Genomic DNA, 16,492 nt, shown 5'->3' with positions numbered 1-16,492 from the left:
TGGTCGGCCTTGGCGCTCGCCTGCTCGCGCAGATGCTCCCCGGCCTCCTTCGCCTGCGTGCGCGGGTCGACCCGGGAGGCGAACTCGTCGACGCTCGCCGCCAGGGCCACGCGCTGGGCGCGCAGCCGCTCCTCGATCTGCTCGGGGCTCAGCGACCTGGACCCGGTGGCCTCGGCGCCGGAGGCACCTGCCTGCGTCCCGCTAGTCATGCCCTGCCCGCCCGGGCGCGGAAGGCCTTGACCGCAGCGACGGTCGCCGTCACGCTGAGGCCCGCCAGGGCGAGCCCCGCCACCGTGACGATCCCCAGGGAGGCGGGGTCGCCGTCGCGGGCGTCGTCGAACAGGCGGGAGACGCGTTGGCCGAAGGTCAGCGTGCCGGGCTCGTAGGTATCGACCCCGCCCTCGGGGTCGGTGCCACCACCGGCCAGGGAGACCAGGCGGTTCTTGACCTGCCCGACCGTGTCCTCAACTTTGCTGACGGCCTGGCTGCGCAGCTCCTGGACCTTCTCGCGGGCCTTGAGCTTGGCGACCTTGGCCAGGTTGTTGGGAGCCAGGCGCGCGGCGAGCTCGTCGACGTCGGCGGCCAGCGTCAGGCGCCGAGCCGCCATATCGGACAGGACGGCGTCAGCCGACGGCGCGGCCTGCGCGGCCTCAACAGCCGGCGCGGCGGGGACGGATGTGGGCGTGGGAGCGTTGTGGGTGCTCACTTGGCGTTCCCCCTCTCCAGGCCGGAGGCGACGGCCCCCTTGACGGCGTTGACCGACTCCATCAGACCCTCCTGTGGCGTGGGCGTGTCGGCCTTGGCGGCCTTGAGCCGCTTGATGCCGATCAGGGCCATCGGCACGGCGATCACGGTGAGGAGCAGCGCCACCACGAGGAAGGCGGCCCACAGCGGCATGATGTTGGACAGCCCCGACGTCATGGCTCCCAGCACCAACCCGAAGATGAACAGGGCCAGCACCCCGGCGGCGGCGAGCAGCCCGGCCCCCAGACCCATCTCCTTGGCCATGCGCTGGCCCTTGGCCTTGGCCAGGTCGATCTCGCCGCGCACCAGCGCGGAGATGTTCTCCGAGATGCGGGCGATGAGCTCACCGAGCGTGGGCTGGGTGCTGCCGCTGGCCCTGCGAGGAGGCGTGGTGGAGGCCGACGGCGTCGCCTGCGACGGCGGGGGAGGTGGCTGGTTGTTGGGCATGAACGGACCTTCTCATGTGAGGCACGGCGTTGGAGGCAATCAGCTGACTGCGAGGCGGCGGGATCGCGACAGTGGGACGACCCGCCGAACTAAGAATCTCACAGCCTGCGCCATCGTGGAACAACGCAGGCCCGAGCGGGTTTGTAGGTTTGGGAGATAGGGGCCGGCTTTCGCCACCGGCGATCTACGAAGGACTGCCGTCGCCGCCCTGACCGGCAGGGCGATCCGGACCGTGCCGACGGAGTGGAACGAGTCGGTGCGGAGCGTCGGTGCGGGCGGCCCGCAGGCCCGCTACTCCTGGTTCCAGGCCTGCCAGAGGCTCGCGTACTCCCCGCCGAGGGCCACGAGCTCGTCGTGGCTGCCCAGCTCGACGATCCTCCCGTCCATGACGACGGCGACCCGGTCGGCGTCAGCGGCCGTGTAGAGACGGTGGGCCACCTCGATGACGGTGCGCCCGGCCAGCGCCGTGGACAGGGTCCGCTCCAGGGTGCGGGCGGCGCGCGGGTCCAGCAGCGAGGTGGCCTCATCCAGGATGAGCGTGTGCGGGTCCAGCAGCACGAGCCGGGCCAGCGCCACCTCCTGGGCCTGGGCGGGGCTGAGCTCGAGGTGACCCGACCCGACCATCGTGTTCATCCCCTCGGGCAGCGCGTCCACCCAGGTGTCGGCCCCGATGGCCTCAATGGCCTCGCGGATCGTGTCATCGGAGGCGCGGGGGCGGCCCAGGCGCACGTTGTCCGCCACGGTGCCGACGAACACGTGGTGCTCCTGGGTCACCAGGGCCACGTGGCGGCGCAGCTCGTCCTCCGTCAGGTCCGTCAGCACCACTCCTCCCACGGTGACGCTCCCGGAAGTGGGCGGGTTGATACCGGCCAGCATCCGCCCCAGCGTGGACTTCCCGGACCCCGAGGGCCCGACGACGGCCAGCCGCTCCCCGGGCACGAGCTCCAGGTCGATCCCGTGGAGCACCTCGACGCCCTCCCGGTAGGAGAAGCGCACGTCGTCGAGCACGATCCGCGTGCCCTCGGGCTCCTGGCCGGTGGGGGCGCGGTCGTCGGGGACCTCCTCCACCCCCAGGATGCGGGACAGGGATGCCTGGGCGATCTGGACCTGGTCGATCCAGAACATGAGCTGGCCCACCGGTTTGCGCAGCTCCATGGAGTAGAGGGCGACGGTGGTGATCGCCCCCAGGGTCGCGTAGCCGCGGCCGGCCAGGAACCCGCCCCACAGGAGGATGACGACGACGGGCGCCCGCCAGGCGACGTCGAGCACCATGAACAGGCGCACCCGCAGCGCGGCCGTGTAGCGCTCCAAGGACCATGCCTCCTTGACGGAGGCCATGATGGCGCGCTCGCGGCGAGCCCCGATACCCAGCGCGTCCACGGTCTCGGCGTGCTCGACCGTCTCGGAGACCGCCCCGTTGAGACGGGCCTGGGCGGCCGACTCGGCCCGGTAGGCGGGGATGGAGATCGGCAGGTACCAGCGCATCATCGACCACACGGGCGGGGCGATGACGAGCAGCCCGAGCGCCAGGAGGGGGTCGGCGACGGCGGCGGCCAGGAGGGTGAAGACGATCGTCACCACGCACACGAGGATCTGGGGGATCCCCACCCGCACCAGGAACTCGATGCGGGAGACGTCGGTGGTGGTGCGCCCCACGAGGTCGCCGGTGCCGGCGGACTCCACCGCGCTCAGCGGCAGGTGCACCACCCGGTTCATCATGCGCTCGCGCAGCTCGGCGAAGACCGACTCGCCCAGGGTCCGGGCGTGCTTCTGGGCGAAGCGGTTGATGAGCGCGCCCACGAGCGTGACCGCGATGATGGTCAGCACGATCCGGTCCACGTAGCCGGCGTCGGCCCGCCCGGCCGAGACCCGCCCGACCAGCCGCCCCAGCAGCTGCGGGGCCACGAGCGTGGACAGGACCGCGGTGATCTGGAGGGCCAGGACGACGGCGAAGCGCCCCCGGTAGGAGGCCATGATCCGGAAGGTCTTGCGCAGGGCGACCGGCCCGGGTGCGACAGGAAGCGCCATCAGCAGCTCGCCTCCGCATCCTCGCCCATGGCCCGGGAGACGACGGCGCGGTAGTCGGCCGCCTGCTCGTGGCCGTCGCGGGCCATGGCCATGAGCTCGCGGTGCGTGGAGCGCAGCAGCTCGGTCCCGCTGGAGTCGAGGAAGACGACCTCGTCGCAGGCCTCCAGGACCAGCGGTGAGGCGGTGACGACGACGGTCGTGCGCCCGGCGCGGGCCCGGTGCACCTGGGCGGCCACGCGGGCCTCGGTGTGGGAGTCCAGGGCGGAGGTCGGCTCGATGAGCACGAGCGTGGGCGCCTCGGTCAGCAGCGCCCGGGCCAGGGCCACGCGCTGACGCTGCCCGCCGGACAGGGACCGGCCCTTCTCGGTGATCATCCCGGCCAGGCCCTCGCTCAGGGAGGTCAGGACATCGCCGGCGTCGGCGATCTCGATGGCCTCGATGAGCCGGTCGTCGCCGGGGGCCTCGCGCTCCTGGGGGCGGACCTGCTGGTCGACGTCGGCCCCGGTGGTGCGTTCGGCCTCGGCGCGCACGAGGTCCTCCAGGCCCGCCGGCTGCGGGTCGGGGCCGCCGCGCACGTCGAGGGCCTCGCGCAGGGTCCCGGTGAAGAGCTGGGCGGTGGCGCCGGAGACGACGACGCTGGCGCGCACCTGCTCCAGGGGCATGGTGGTCAGTGGCCGGCCCGCCAGGGTCACGGTGGGGCCGGCGTCGGTGAAGCGCCCCAGGCGCGTGGCCAGGTCGGCGGAGACCTGCGGGTCGGGGCACACGAGGGCCGTCATGCGGCCCTCCTTGAGGCGCAGGCCGCTGCCGGTGTCCACCAGGTCGCCGCTGACGGGGTGGGCGGCGGCCGGGTCCAGGCTGAGGCGCTCCACGAGGCTGCCGGCGGCCGGCGCCACCTCCAGCAGGCGGCTCAGGCGCCGGGCGCCGACGACGGCCCGGGTGTAGTCCTGCACGGAGCTGGTGAACACCCACAGCGGCCAGGACAGGTAGGCGGTGTAGCCGTAGAAGGTGATGAGCCCGCCGGGGGTGAGGCTGCCGGCCACGGCCATGCGCGCCGCCACCCACACGACGATGGCGGCGAAGAGCCCGGGCAGCAGCACCTGGAGGGTCATGAGGGTGGCCTGGGAGGAGGCCACCTCGACGCCGCGGCGCCGCAGCTCCTGGGAGGCGTCCCGATAGCGGCGGGCGAAGACGTCCTCCCCGCCGATGCCCCGCAGGATCCGCAGGCCCGCCACCGTGTCCGTGGTGATCGTGGTGACCGCGGACTGGGCCTCGCGCTGAACGGCCTGACGCTTCTGCAGGGGACGGATGACCAGGGTGACGATGGCCGCCACCAGCGGCATGCCCAGGATGACGATGAGCCCCAGGCTCACCGAGGTGCGCAGCATGAGGACGGCCACGACGAGGAAGCTGGCCGCCGCCCCCAGCAGGGCCGGCAGGTACTCGATGAGATTGCCCAGGTAGCCGGCGTCGGAGGCGATGATGGTGGCGACCTCACCGGTGGAGACCTGCCGGGACAGGTCCTTGCCCGTGGCCGAGATCTGTCGGCCCACGAGCCGGTCGACGTCGAAGGCGGTGCGCATCCAGGCCGTCACCCCGAAGTAGGACAGCATCGTGTCCCCGACGGCGTAGACGACGAACAGCACCAGCAGCAGGGCGCCGATGCCCCAGACGCGGCCGTTGAGTCCGTTCTCGATCCCGGCGTCGAGGGCCTGCCCCAGGAAGGCCGGCACGATCGCCTGGATGGTGTTGGAGGTGCAGGCTGCCAGGGTCGCCAGGGTGACCGGGACGGCGGCACGGCGCAGCAGCCAGCGCAGAAGCGCCCCGGCCCCGAGGGAAGGGGGCTGGGGGAGTGGAGCGTCGGGGGTCATGGACTGTGCAGTCAGGGCGGACAGCGTTGCCGGGGTGGTCGGGAACGACCGGGAGGACGGTTCGGGCATGATCGCATGAGGCTATCGGAGCTGAAACGGGTGCGGCAGGGGGAGAGCCGGTGACAAGGAAGATACTGGGCACGGGAATATCCGGCGGGTGTGCGGCTCGGGCGGCTGTCGGACGGGTCGTGCAGACGTACCGGAGCCCCGGCCCGACCCCTCAATGGGGGCGGGCCGGGGCTCCGGGCTTGGCAGGGTCGGGACTCATCCAGTGCCGGCTGGTTGAGTCCCGACCCCACCGGCTGCCGCCGTGAGGCGCCAGCAGATGCGTGAGCGGTACCGGGCGGGGCCTGTCTATCGCGTGCCTCGCGCCGTCCGCTCCTGGGTCACTCGGTGGCGATGGCGTCCAGGACGGGAATCCGGGAGGCGCGCAGCGCCGGCCACAGGGCCGCGATGACGCCGACCACCACGGAGAGCACGAGCATGCCCACCATCTGGCCCCAGGGGATGCTCAGCGACGTGAGCCCCTGATCCTCCAGGACCTCCTTGAGGGCGGCGGCCAGGACCACCCCGGTCGCCCCGCCCAGCACGGTGCCGTACAGGGCGGTGAGGACCGACTCGGTGATGATCTCCCCGGACAGCTGGGCCTTGCCCAGGCCGACGGCGCGCATGAGCCCGATCTCCCGCGTGCGCTCCGAGACCGAGAGCACCAGGGTGTTGACGATGCCCAGGATGGCGATGGCGATACTCAGCCCCAGCAGGCCGTAGAGGATGGCGAGCATCTGGTTGATCTGCTGGCCGACCTGGTCGGAGATCTCGTCGGCGTCGCGCACCGAGTACTGGTAGGTGTCGGCCACGATGTCGCGTGCCTGGTTCCGTACTGCGTTGAGGTCGGCGCCCTCGTCGAGGGTCAGGAGCATGCCCAGTGGCGCGTCCAGGACATGGGCCGCGTCCGTGCTGGTGCCCGGCGAGCTCCAGGAGCCCACCGACGCCGCCAGCTCAGGCGAGATGTAGTAGTTGCCGCCGGTTCCCTTCGGGTCGACGATGGCGCCGACCGTGGCCTCAGCCGACCCGCTGGGGCCGGTGATGGATACCTTGTCTCCCAGCTTGAGGCCCTCGTCCTTCTTCGCGGCCACGTGGGTGGCATCCAGGTCCTCCATCGACCCGGAGCTCGTGGAGACGTCGTAGGCCTTGGAGTAGGTGTCGGGCTCGACGACGACGACGGTGGCGGCGGGGTTCTGGCTGCCGTCGGGCTTGGTGACGGAGTCGGCGTAGATGGAGTAGGAGGAGGTCTCCTTGACCCCGTCGATCGCGGCGATGTCCTTGGCCTTGTCGGCTGAGAGCCGGGTGTTCAGGCTGCCGATCGTGGCGGGCTGGACCACGAGGTCGGCCTTGAGGGACTTGTCGATCTCGTCGGCGGTCGAGGCCTGGAAGGAGGCGGCCAGCGTGGCGCCGGCGCACACCAGGGCCATGCCCACCATGAGGGCGCCGGAGGTGTTGGCCGTGCGGCGCGGGTTGTGGATGATGTTGCGCACCGCCAGGCGCCCGGCGGGCCGCAGCAGCCGGAAGGGCAGACCCAGCACGGCCACCACCGGGCGGGCCAGGGTCGGGGAGACGATGAGCAGTCCCAGGACCGTGCCGCCCGCGCCCACACCCATGATGGGGCGGCGCCACGTCAGGTCCGCGTTCACCCACGCGGCGGCGATCGCGGCCACTCCGGCCGCCAGCAGCAGCCCACCCAGGATCGTGCGCAGGACCAGTGACTTCTCCCGGGAGCCCGACACGCCGCGCATGGCCTCGACCGGGTGGGTCAGGGCGGCCTCCCGCGCCGGCAGCAGGGCGCCGACGATGGTGACGCCCAGCCCCACCGCCAGCGAGATCGCGATGATCGGCCCGCTCAGGCCCGTGCCCTCCAGCAGTGGCATGCCCAAGGCGTCGAGTATTGCGGACAGCCCGGACAGGAGCCCCGCACCCGCGGCCACGCCCAGGGTGGAGCCGACGACGCCGATGACGACCGCCTGCAGGAACACCACGCCGAACACCGAGCCGGGTGAGGCCCCGACCGCCCGCAGGAGGGCGAACTCCTTGACCCGCTGACGCACGCTCATCGCGAAGGAGTTCATGATGATGAAGGAGCCCACGAACATGGCGACGACGACGAAGACCAGCAGGAAGACCTGGATGAAGCCCAGCTGCTTCTCAATGGTCTTGTTCTGCTCCTTGATGACCTCGGCCTGGGTCTGAACCCGGGAGCCGTCGGGAAGGAGCTTGGTGACCTCGGACTTGACCGTGTCCACCGAGGTGCCCTGAGCGACGTCGACGGAGATGCTCGACACCTTGCCGTCCGGGGCGGCGATCGGCATGAGCCAGTTCGGATCCACGCCCACGACCGTCGCGCTGGCCATGGACGACTCGTAGTGGAACTCGCCGACCACGGTGACCTCGCTGGGAGTGCCCTGCACCACGATGTGCGTCTTGTCCCCGACCTTGAGGCCGGAGGTCTTCAGGGCCCCGGACTCCAGGGAGATCTCGCCCCCTCCTTGAGGCTTGTGGCCCTGGACCCAGGTCAGGCCCTCCTCATTGTCATACTGCGGTATGAACAGTGTGGGGGCGCCGGTGGTGGTGACCGGGGTGTCGTTGGCTCCCACGAGGACCCCGGTCATCTCGACTCCGGGGTTGGCTGCCTCCACACCGTCGATCTGCTTGATCTGCTCGGTCAGGGCGCTGTCGATGGGCTGGGACGGTGTGGAGCTCGACGAGTTGTTGTCGCCGTTGGTGGCGATCTTGGGGCCCTGGACGTACAGGTCGGAGGTGACGGTGGAGGACAGCAGCTTGGAGAAGGTCTCCGACATGGAGGCGCGCAGGGCGAGCGTGCCCGACAGGAACGCCACCCCGAGCATGACGGCGAAGGTGGTCAGGAAGAACTGTTTGGCGTGGGCGCGTACGGAGCGCCAGGCGACTCGTCTCACGGCTCAGGCCCCCTTGACGGCCGGGCCGGTCTGCGGGGCGCCGGCTGCGGGGGCGGGCTCGGCCTCGCTCAGCTCGCGCAGGGCGTCCAGGACCCGGTCGCGGTTGGGCTCATTCAGCTGGGCGACGACGTGGCCGTCGCGCAGGAAGATGACGGTGTCGGCCCAGGCGGCCGCCTCCGGCTCGTGAGTCACCATGACCACCGACTGCCCCAGGTCGTCGACACTGCGTCGCAGGATCTCCAGGACCTGGTCGGTGGAGTGGGAGTCCAGGTTCCCGGTGGGCTCGTCGGCGAAGACGACCGCCGGCTCGCCCACGAGCGCCCGGGCGCAGGCAACGCGCTGGACCTGACCGCCGGAGAGCTCGGCGGGCCGGTGGGACAGGCGCTCCCTGAGGCCGACGGCGTCGATCACCTGGTCGAAGCGCTGCGGGTTGACCTTCTTGCGGGCGATGTCCAGGGGCAGGGTGATGTTCTCCGCCGCCGTGAGGGTGGGGACCAGGTTGAAGGACTGGAAGATGAAGCCGATGCGTTCGCGGCGCAGGCGGGTGAGGCGGCGCTGGTTCATGGAGGAGACCATGTCGCCGTCGAGCATGATCTCCCCGGACGTGATCGAGTCCAGGCCGGCCAGGCAGTGCATGAGCGTGGACTTGCCGGAGCCGGACGGCCCCATGATGGCGGTGAAACGGGCTCGCGCGATGTCGACGTTGACGGAGTCGAGCGCTGTGACGGCGCCCGAGCCGCGGCCGTAGACCTTGGTGAGGCTGCGTGCGGAGACCACAGGGTCATCCACCGGTCGGTGAGGTGTGAGGATGGAGGAAGCGGTGGCTGGAACGGAGCTACTCATAGGTTCAGTTTGACAGTGGTATGGGTGAGGTGAATCCTCCTCGCGGAGGACAGGCCCCTGACTGGGTGGCCGATCGACCCTGACCCGGGGTCGGGGATGTCCCTGAGGTGGGCCGGGACGGGGGTGCAGCTGCGTGGAGGATGAAGGTGTTTTCCCCGGCTGACTCCGTTTCTTAAACCTTTCAGCCGATTCGTGACTACCATCAGGGATGATCGGAGCCTGGTGAAGGACCCGGGATGGGTTGGCGACGAGCCCGATCAGTCGAGGTCACCCAATACGTTCTCCCGGAAGGGCTCTGCATGGATCCGGTTCAGCTCATGATGGCGGCGCATCAGGCCGATGCGGCGGTTGCCGCGCAGACTCCGGACCAGGCCCTGCAGGCCGCGATCGCGCAGAGCCGGCCCGACCTGTGGGCACCGCTGTCGACCAACCCGGCGGCCTATCCCGACCTGCTCGGCTGGCTGGCCAGTACCGGGAACGTCGAGGTCCTCGCCAACCTTCGCGCACGCGGCTACCTGACCGACGATGCGGCCGCCAATGCTGCGGACGCCGCGGATGCCGCCGTTACCGCGGGCGGTGAGCCCGCCGTGGATCCCACTGTCGTTCAGGAGGGGCCGGTGCAGACGGAGTCGGCCGACGATGGTGCCGCGCCGGTGGATGAGGGCGAAGCTGAAACGGCTGATGAGTCCGAGGCGGTCGAGGAGAGCGATTCGGAGCCTGTGGAGTCCGCGGAGTCTGCGGCTGAGGCCGCCACGCAGGCTGATGCGGAGGCGGAGGCCGCTGAGGATGCCGCTGACGAGGATCAGGGGTCGGGCTCCGACGAAGCGGATGACGGGGCCGGGGACGAGCCGGGCACCGATCCGACTGCGGAGCCGACCGAGATCGACGAGTCCGCTGACGAGTCCGCGAGCACCGATGATGACTCTGGCGAGACCGGCGACGATCAGGGGGCCGAGGAGCCCACCGAGCCCGCTGAGGGCGCCGAGGTCGACGAGGCTGAGAGCCAGGCTCCGGAGGGCCAGGACACTGAGGACGCCACAGCCGACGAGCCTGCCGATGCGACTGAGGATCCGGGATCCGACGAGTCGGATGATGAGGTCGCGGACTCTGATGCCGGCGAGTCGGCTGATGAGCCCGAGGAGGACGCTCCTGAGGGGCAGGCCGCCGAGGATGCCGTCGGCGATGAGTCCGCCGGTGAGGGGAGTGCCGAGGTCGCTGAAGCGGTTGAGACCATGGAGGCCACGGAGTCTGAGGCTGCTGCACAGGCCGATGCGGAGGCGGAGGCCGCTGAGGATACCGCTGACGAGGATCAGGGGTCGGGCTCCGACGAACCCGATGACGAGGGCGGGGATGAGCCGGGCACCGATCCGAGTGCGGAGCCGACCGAGGTCGACGAGGCCGCTGACGATTCCGAGGACGCCGCCGACGAGGCTAAGAACACGGCTTCGGAGGGCCCGGATGCCGAGGACGTCGCCAAGGGCGACTCCGGTGAGGCTACGGACTCCGGAGACGACGTCATCGCTCCGGCCGACGAGGAGCCGAAGGCCGAGGAGTCCACCGAGGCGGAGAACAGCGAGCCCGTCGACGACGACCCGACCGTCCTCACCCCCGTGTCGCAGTGGCACGAGGTCGACTCGGCCGACACGACGACCGACGTCATGACCTCGGCCCAGTCCGCGGCCGTAGCCGCCGGCTGGGCAGCGGACTCGGCCGCTCCCGCCGCGGGCTCGGCCGAGTCAGTGGCCCTCCCCGTGCCCCCGCCCCCGTCGGCCGAGGACATCGCCGCCTGGGCCGAGACCCCCAGCGGGGCGCCGTCGGGCTTCTCCGCCGCTCAGCCGGCCGTGGAGCTGGACATGTTCGGGCCCCAGATGGCGGCCCAGATGCCGCCTCCCCAGCAGCAGAAGCAGCCGTCGAAGTCCAGCACCGGGCGCCTGATCGCGATCATCGTGGTCCTCCTGCTCGTCATCGCCGGCGGAGGCGGCGTGTGGGCCGGGAACTACTTCGCCAACAAGGGCAAGGGTGAGGACTCCTCCCAGGACAAGGCCGGCGCCAACGGGGACGAGGGCGGCAAGCAGAACGGCCAGGCCGACGCCGCAGCCACGTCGACCGCGGCGGCCCTGCCCTCGGGCGCGGTCAAGGCCTGCTCCAGCATGCCGACCTTCACGATCACCTCGGTGGAGGACGGCCAGGGCGAGCTGAAGGTCCAGGGCAACATGGCGACCTCCTGCGCCGAGGGCGACTTCCTGGCCGGATCGTCCAACCAGGTCCTCGTCTACAGCGCCACCAGCCCCACCGGTGGCGCCGACGTCGACCACCTCGTGGCCTCGGGAACCTTCGACCTCTCCAGCGACCCGCTCATCATCCCCAACGGCGGACGGACGGTGACGCTGCGCTTCGGCGAGCAGCACTACTTCCGCACCGCCAAGGACCTCGACCTCAAGGGCCTGTCGGTCAGGCCCTCCTACGACCGCGGCTCCCCGTCCAGCGCCACCTCGAAGAGCTCGACGAACTCCCCGATGACCATCGCCTCCTCAGCGAGCTCCAACGCCAACCAGGAGACGCAGGACGAGCAGGCCGCCGGAGACGCCATCCAGTGGCAGGTCAAGCACGACTACCCCATCGTCATGAACAGCATGCGGGGCAAATGGACCCCGCAGCTGTCCTCCAAGCAGGTCGGCCTGGTGGCCGACGGGCAGACCTGGACCAACCGCTCGATCCTCGCGGAGTTCCTGAAGACACGGCAGTCCAACCCGAAGGCCGTCATCATCGACACCGGTCAATGGCCGGTCTACGACGTCAGCGGCTGGTGGGTGACCCTGTCCGGCGAGCTCTACGACGACGCCGACAAGGCCAACGGCTGGTGCGACGCCCAGGGCTACGACTCTGACCACTGCCTGGCCAAGCGCATCGAGTCCAACGGGTCGCCGCAGGGCACCACCAAGACCCGCTGAGGCTTGAGCCGGCTCGCCTGAGAACGCGATCGGCCCTCCTGAGCCACTGGCTCAGGAGGGCCGATGCGCTTTCGGCGCGACTCAGGACTGGAGGCCGCTCTTGAGGGCCAGCACTCGCGTGGCCGACTCGTCGACCCGTGCCGCGAAGGCCGGGTCGGACTGGGCGGCGGCAATGAGGGCCTTGACCATGTCCGCGACCACCGTCGGGTCCGCCGAGGCCAGCACGATGTCGCAGCCGGCCCGGATCGCCTGCACGGCCCGATCGCCCGCGGCCACGTCCTGGACCTGGACGGCGGCCGAGACGTCGTCGGTGATGACCACCCCGGAGAAGCCCATCTCCTTACGCAGCATGTCGGTGACGATCTTCGAGGAGAACACCGCCGGCGCCGAGGGATCCATGAGCGTGTACGTGGCCGAGGAGACCATGATGACCTGCGCGCCGGCGGCGATGGCGCTGGCGAAGACGCCGACCGCGGCGTCGGAGTTGCGGCTCGTGGTGCGGTCGACGACGCCCGCGGAGGTGTCCGTGTTGGCCGTCACCCGCCCCAGACCCGGGAAGTGCTTGTAGGTGGGGATGACCTTCGATGCCTGCATCCCCTCGGCGAAGGCGCCGGCCTGGGAGGAGACGGTGGCGGCGTCGTGGCCGTACTCGCGGCCCCAGTGGCCAATGGGTTCGTTGGTGGTCGGTCGGTCGATGTCGACCAGGTCGACCACCGGGGCCAGGTTCATGTTGACGCCGACATCGGCCAGCTCCTTGCCCCAGGTGCGCGCCGCGGCCACCAGCTGATCGCGCGACTGGGCCGACTGATCCATCGCCGAGGGGATCTCGGAGAAGCCCGATCCGGACAGGACCTGGACCTCGCCGCCCTCCTGGTCGGTGGACACGAGCATCGGGGTGTTGTGGGTCGTGCCCGGGCCGACCTTGCCGGTGAACGAGGCGATGACCTTCTGGGTCGCCTGGCTGCCCGCCGTGGTGCGGCCGGCAATGAAGATGTTGCCGACATGGTGGGTGTCGATGGCCTCGGTGGAGGAGTCCTTGGGGGAGGTGGCGTCCACGCCGACCATCATGAGCTGACCGACCTTCTCCTCCAGGCTCCAGCCCGCCAGTGCTCCGTCGGTGGCCGTCGCGGTGGCCGACGCCGTCGTGCTCGCGGTGGGCGAGGGGACGGCGCTGGGTGATGTGGGCGCCGGGGTCTTGGGCTGCGCGCTGGGGGAGGAGCCGCCGGCCGACGAGGAGCCGGGGATCAGCGAGCATCCGGCCAGGGAGCCGGCGCCCAGGAGGGCCGTGAGGAGTACTGGCCGTCGGCTCACGTGGTTCTGCGGGGACTCGCCGGGGGCGTCGGGGGTGGGAGGCTTCCCGGCGTCCGGAGTCTCAGGCCGATGACGGTCGTTCATGCCGGCCACACTAAGGCAGGTCCCTGGGTGCTTGCGAGGTAATGACTCTTACGGCCGGTTCCCGGCGGCTACTCCCAACCCAGCTCGTGGAGGCGCTCGTCGGGGATGCCGAAGTGGTGGGCCACCTCATGGATGACCGTCACTGTGATCTCCTCCTCCAGCTCCTCGCGGCTCGTGCACCAGCGCTCCAGTGGCCCACGGAAGATGAGGATGCGGTCGGGCAGCACCATGGACCAGCCATCGTCGCGCTCGGTGAGGGGGACGCCGTCGTACAGCCCCAGGAGCGTGGGCAGGCCGGAGTCGTCATAGTCCTCCTCGGTGAGCATCTCCGGATCGGGCTCGTCCTGGATGAGAACGACGACGTTGTCGATCGCCTCGGCCAGGTCCGCGGGGATCCTGTCGAGGGCGTCGCCGACGACGTCCTCGAACTCCTGCTGCGACATCCTCCCGAAGGGCTGTTCCCGGGGTCGGCGGGGCTGGTCCGCCTCCTGCTGGTGCTCATGGCTCACGGGATCAGCCTGCCAGACCGTCAGGCTCCGGCTCGTCAGTCCTCGCGGGCCGCAATCCCGCCGAAAACCGAGCGGTGAGGAGGGTCACGCTCCTGGGATTTGCGCTGCGGAAGACTGTCCCCTTAGTGTTCATCCCGGTTCGAGGCGCGACGACGTCGAAGGCCCCTGGCCCCCATCGTCTAGCGGCCTAGGACCCCGCCCTTTCACGGCGGTAGCACGGGTTCGAATCCCGTTGGGGGTACGGATTCGCACAAGTGAATAACACAGTGAATTCACACTGGCCTCGTGGCGCAGTTGGTTAGCGCGCCGCCCTGTCACGGCGGAGGTCGCGGGTTCAAGTCCCGTCGAGGTCGCGGAAAGGTCGGTCCGATCAGAAATGGTCGGACCGCTTCCATCCCAAGGCTCTGTAGCTCAGTTGGTAGAGCGTTCGACTGAAAATCGAAAGGTCACCGGATCGACGCCGGTCGGAGCCACTGCGAAAGGCCCGGAACCCACAAGGTTCCGGGCCTTCGCTCTGTCTGCGTGCTCCGCCCGGGACCGAGCGCGCCAGGCCCCTTCTGTGTGACGCCCGCGGGTTCCCTTCGCCGTTTCGGTGGCCAAGCGGGCCTTCATGATGGATGATGGCTGCCCACATGTGTGCGACGCCACGTTCGTGAGTGCCGAGAGCTCCGTACTCCACACGGCCCGCACGCCACCGGACGCCCCTCGCCGCGTGACGGCGCCATATTCATACTGCACAAGGAGGACGCCATGATCTCAAGGACCGTGACTCAGACCCCGGGTGAGCCGATGGAGGAGCCGGAGCAGACCATCCATCCCGACCCCGAGGTCGTCGCCAACGCCTGGGTCGGCGACTGGCGCGCTCTGGAGGAGCGGGCCGCCGCGGATCTGGAGGGCTACTGGGCCGAGCGCGCCGGCGAGCTGGAGTGGTCCAGGCGCTGGGACACGGTGCTCGACGAGTCCGGGGCCCCTTTCTACCGCTGGTTCGTCGGTGCTAGGACGAACATCGTCTCCAACGCCGTCGACCGGCACCTGACCAACTCCCACCGCAACAAGCTCGCCCTCATCTGGGTGGGTGAGGACGTCGAGCAGGTGCGTACCTTCTCCTACTTCGACCTGGGTCGGGAGGTCGAGAGGATGGCCAACGTCCTCAAGGCCATGGGTGTGCACAAGGGCGATGTTGTGACGATCTACCTGCCCCGCATCCCCGAGGTCTTCTTCGCCATGCTCGCCTGCGCCAAGCTCGGGGCCATCCACTCGGTGGTCTTCGCCGGCTACTCCTCCGACGCCCTGAGCGCGCGCATCGATAACTCGGAGTCCAAGGTCGTCATCACTGCCGACGGCTCGTGGATCAACGGCAAGGTCTTCCCCATGAAGAAGATCGTCGACGACGCGGTGCGCTTCTCGCCCACCGTCCAGAACGTCATCGTCGTGCGCAACACCGGCACCGAGGCTGTCATGGACCCCATCCGCGACCACTGGTACCACGAGCTGTGCAAGCTCCCGATCGCCCAGGGCCGCTGTGAGACCGTGCAGGTCGACGCCGAGGACCCCCTGTTCATCCTCTACACCTCCGGGTCCACCGGCAAGCCCAAGGCGATCCTGCACTCCCATGGCGGCTACCAGGTGGGCACCTATGTCACCCTCCACGACTGCTTCGATGTCCATGACGCCGACCGTTGGTGGTGCACCTCGGACCCGGGCTGGATCACCGGCCACAGCTACCTCGTCTACGGTCCGCTGCTCAACGGCGCCACCGTCTTCATGTACGAGGGAAACCCGACCTACCCCTACCCGGACCGCTGGTGGAACCTCATCGAGCGTTACGGCATCAACGCCTTCTACACCGCCCCCACGGCCATCCGCACACTCATGCGTTTCGGCGAGGCATGGGTGCGGCGTCACGACCTGTCCAGCCTGCGGCTGCTGGGCAGCGTCGGCGAGCCCCTCAACCCCGAGGCGTGGCGCTGGTTCCACCACGTCGTGGGCGCCGACCGCTGCCCGATCATCGACACCTGGTGGCAGACCGAGACCGGCATGTTCCAGATCACGACAGTGCCCTCCATGCCTCAGAAGCCCGGCGCGGCCGGCCGGCCGGTGTTCGGCCAGGAGGCCGCCGTCGTTGACGATGAGGGCCGGGAGGTTCCCGACGGCGTCGAGGGGAACCTCGTCCTCAAGCGGCCCTGGCCCTCGATGATGCGCACTCTCTTCCGTGACCCGCAGCGCTACGTGGACACCTACTGGAGCAAGTACCCGGGCCTGTATCTGACCGGGGACTCGGCCAAGCGCGACGCTGACGGCTGGTTCTGGATCATCGGGCGCACCGACGACGTCATCAAGGTCTCCGGCCACCGCCTGGGCACGGCCGAGGTCGAGTCGGCGCTCGTCTCCCACTCCGCGGTGACCGAGGCCGCCGCCGTCGGCCTGCCCCACGAGGTCAAGGGGCACTCCGTCCATGTCGCCGTCGTCCTGGCCACCGGGGTCGAGCCGTCGCGTGAGCTCGAGGCCGAGCTGCGTCAGCACGTGGCGGCGACTCTGTCGCCGATCGCCAAGCCGGAGTCCTTCGTCTTCCTCGAGTCGCTGCCCAAGACCCGCTCGGGCAAGATCCTGCGCCGGGTGCTGCGGGCCCGGGCGCTGGGCCAGGATGAGGGCGACCTGTCCACCCTCGCCGAGGAGTGAGCTCCTCGGCTCAGGCCAGGCCCCGGATCAAGGATGCGGTCGGAGCCGCTGCGAAGGGC

11 protein-coding genes and 3 tRNA genes are annotated in these 16,492 nt (G+C 70.1%); 5 read left to right on the top strand and 9 right to left on the bottom strand.

Annotated features, from left to right (window positions below; all coding sequences use genetic code 11):
• The 7 genes from RIV12_RS07125 to RIV12_RS07095 all read right to left on the bottom strand — a co-directional run.
• Nucleotides 1-209 (bottom strand): DUF3618 domain-containing protein (locus tag RIV12_RS07125; RefSeq protein WP_309322959.1); only part of this gene is annotated, 209 nt, incomplete at its 3' end.
• Nucleotides 206-706, bottom strand: a complete 501-nt coding sequence (locus RIV12_RS07120) for a DUF3618 domain-containing protein (protein WP_309322958.1) — start codon at nucleotides 704-706, stop codon at nucleotides 206-208. The genes RIV12_RS07125 and RIV12_RS07120, both read right to left, overlap by 4 nt.
• Nucleotides 703-1,191, bottom strand: a complete 489-nt coding sequence (locus RIV12_RS07115; RefSeq protein WP_075418346.1) for a phage holin family protein — start codon at nucleotides 1,189-1,191, stop codon at nucleotides 703-705. The genes RIV12_RS07120 and RIV12_RS07115 overlap by 4 nt, the downstream gene beginning before the upstream one ends.
• Before the next feature lie 291 nt (nucleotides 1,192-1,482).
• Complete coding sequence (locus RIV12_RS07110; protein ID WP_309322957.1) at nucleotides 1,483-3,219, bottom strand: ABC transporter ATP-binding protein; 1,737 nt, start codon at nucleotides 3,217-3,219, stop codon at nucleotides 1,483-1,485.
• The gene (locus tag RIV12_RS07105) at nucleotides 3,219-5,087 is read right to left on the bottom strand and encodes an ABC transporter ATP-binding protein (protein ID WP_309322964.1); all 1,869 of its coding nucleotides are present in this window, start codon (nucleotides 5,085-5,087) and stop codon (nucleotides 3,219-3,221) included. Before RIV12_RS07105 ends, RIV12_RS07110 begins: the two co-directional genes overlap by 1 nt.
• A 386-nt stretch (nucleotides 5,088-5,473) precedes the next feature.
• The gene (locus RIV12_RS07100; protein WP_309322956.1) at nucleotides 5,474-8,056 is read right to left on the bottom strand and encodes an ABC transporter permease; all 2,583 of its coding nucleotides are present in this window, start codon (nucleotides 8,054-8,056) and stop codon (nucleotides 5,474-5,476) included.
• 3 nt (nucleotides 8,057-8,059) lie between these two features.
• Nucleotides 8,060-8,899 (bottom strand): ABC transporter ATP-binding protein, encoded by an 840-nt coding sequence (locus RIV12_RS07095; RefSeq protein ID WP_178388849.1) that lies wholly within the window; start codon nucleotides 8,897-8,899, stop codon nucleotides 8,060-8,062.
• 299 nt (nucleotides 8,900-9,198) lie between these two features.
• Here RIV12_RS07095 and RIV12_RS07090 point away from each other — a divergent pair, with 299 nt between their 5' ends.
• Nucleotides 9,199-11,850: a variant leucine-rich repeat-containing protein gene (locus tag RIV12_RS07090; RefSeq protein ID WP_309322955.1), complete on the top strand. Its 2,652-nt coding sequence runs from the start codon at nucleotides 9,199-9,201 to the stop codon at nucleotides 11,848-11,850.
• 81 nt (nucleotides 11,851-11,931) lie between these two features.
• Here RIV12_RS07090 and RIV12_RS07085 read toward each other — a convergent pair whose 3' ends face one another.
• Both RIV12_RS07085 and RIV12_RS07080 read right to left on the bottom strand, forming a co-directional pair.
• Nucleotides 11,932-13,254 carry a glycoside hydrolase family 3 N-terminal domain-containing protein gene (locus tag RIV12_RS07085; RefSeq protein ID WP_309322954.1) on the bottom strand — a complete coding sequence of 441 codons (1,323 nt, stop codon included), beginning with the start codon at nucleotides 13,252-13,254 and terminating at the stop codon, nucleotides 11,932-11,934.
• 59 nt (nucleotides 13,255-13,313) lie between these two features.
• A complete protein-coding gene (locus tag RIV12_RS07080; protein ID WP_075418353.1) occupies nucleotides 13,314-13,754 on the bottom strand; it encodes a metallopeptidase family protein in 441 nt (146 codons plus the stop codon).
• A 168-nt stretch (nucleotides 13,755-13,922) separates the two neighbouring features.
• On the opposite strand from RIV12_RS07080, the gene RIV12_RS07075 reads away from it, so the two are divergent.
• The 4 genes from RIV12_RS07075 to acs all read left to right on the top strand — a co-directional run bounded on the left by RIV12_RS07075 (nucleotide 13,923) and on the right by acs (nucleotide 16,433).
• Nucleotides 13,923-13,995: transfer RNA gene (locus RIV12_RS07075), tRNA-Glu, on the top strand.
• 38 nt (nucleotides 13,996-14,033) lie between these two features.
• Nucleotides 14,034-14,107: transfer RNA gene (locus RIV12_RS07070), tRNA-Asp, on the top strand.
• A gap of 47 nt (nucleotides 14,108-14,154) precedes the next feature.
• Nucleotides 14,155-14,227 (top strand) — tRNA-Phe (locus RIV12_RS07065).
• A 277-nt stretch (nucleotides 14,228-14,504) separates the two neighbouring features.
• Complete coding sequence (gene acs / locus RIV12_RS07060) at nucleotides 14,505-16,433, top strand: acetate--CoA ligase (RefSeq protein WP_309322953.1); 1,929 nt, start codon at nucleotides 14,505-14,507, stop codon at nucleotides 16,431-16,433.
• Nucleotides 16,434-16,492: the final 59 nt, after the last annotated feature.

Origin of the sequence: Actinomyces stomatis (genome assembly GCF_031292835.1) — a bacterium.
Classification (GTDB): domain Bacteria; phylum Actinomycetota; class Actinomycetes; order Actinomycetales; family Actinomycetaceae; genus Actinomyces; species Actinomyces stomatis.
This window is presented reverse-complemented; position numbering and strand designations above follow the sequence as displayed.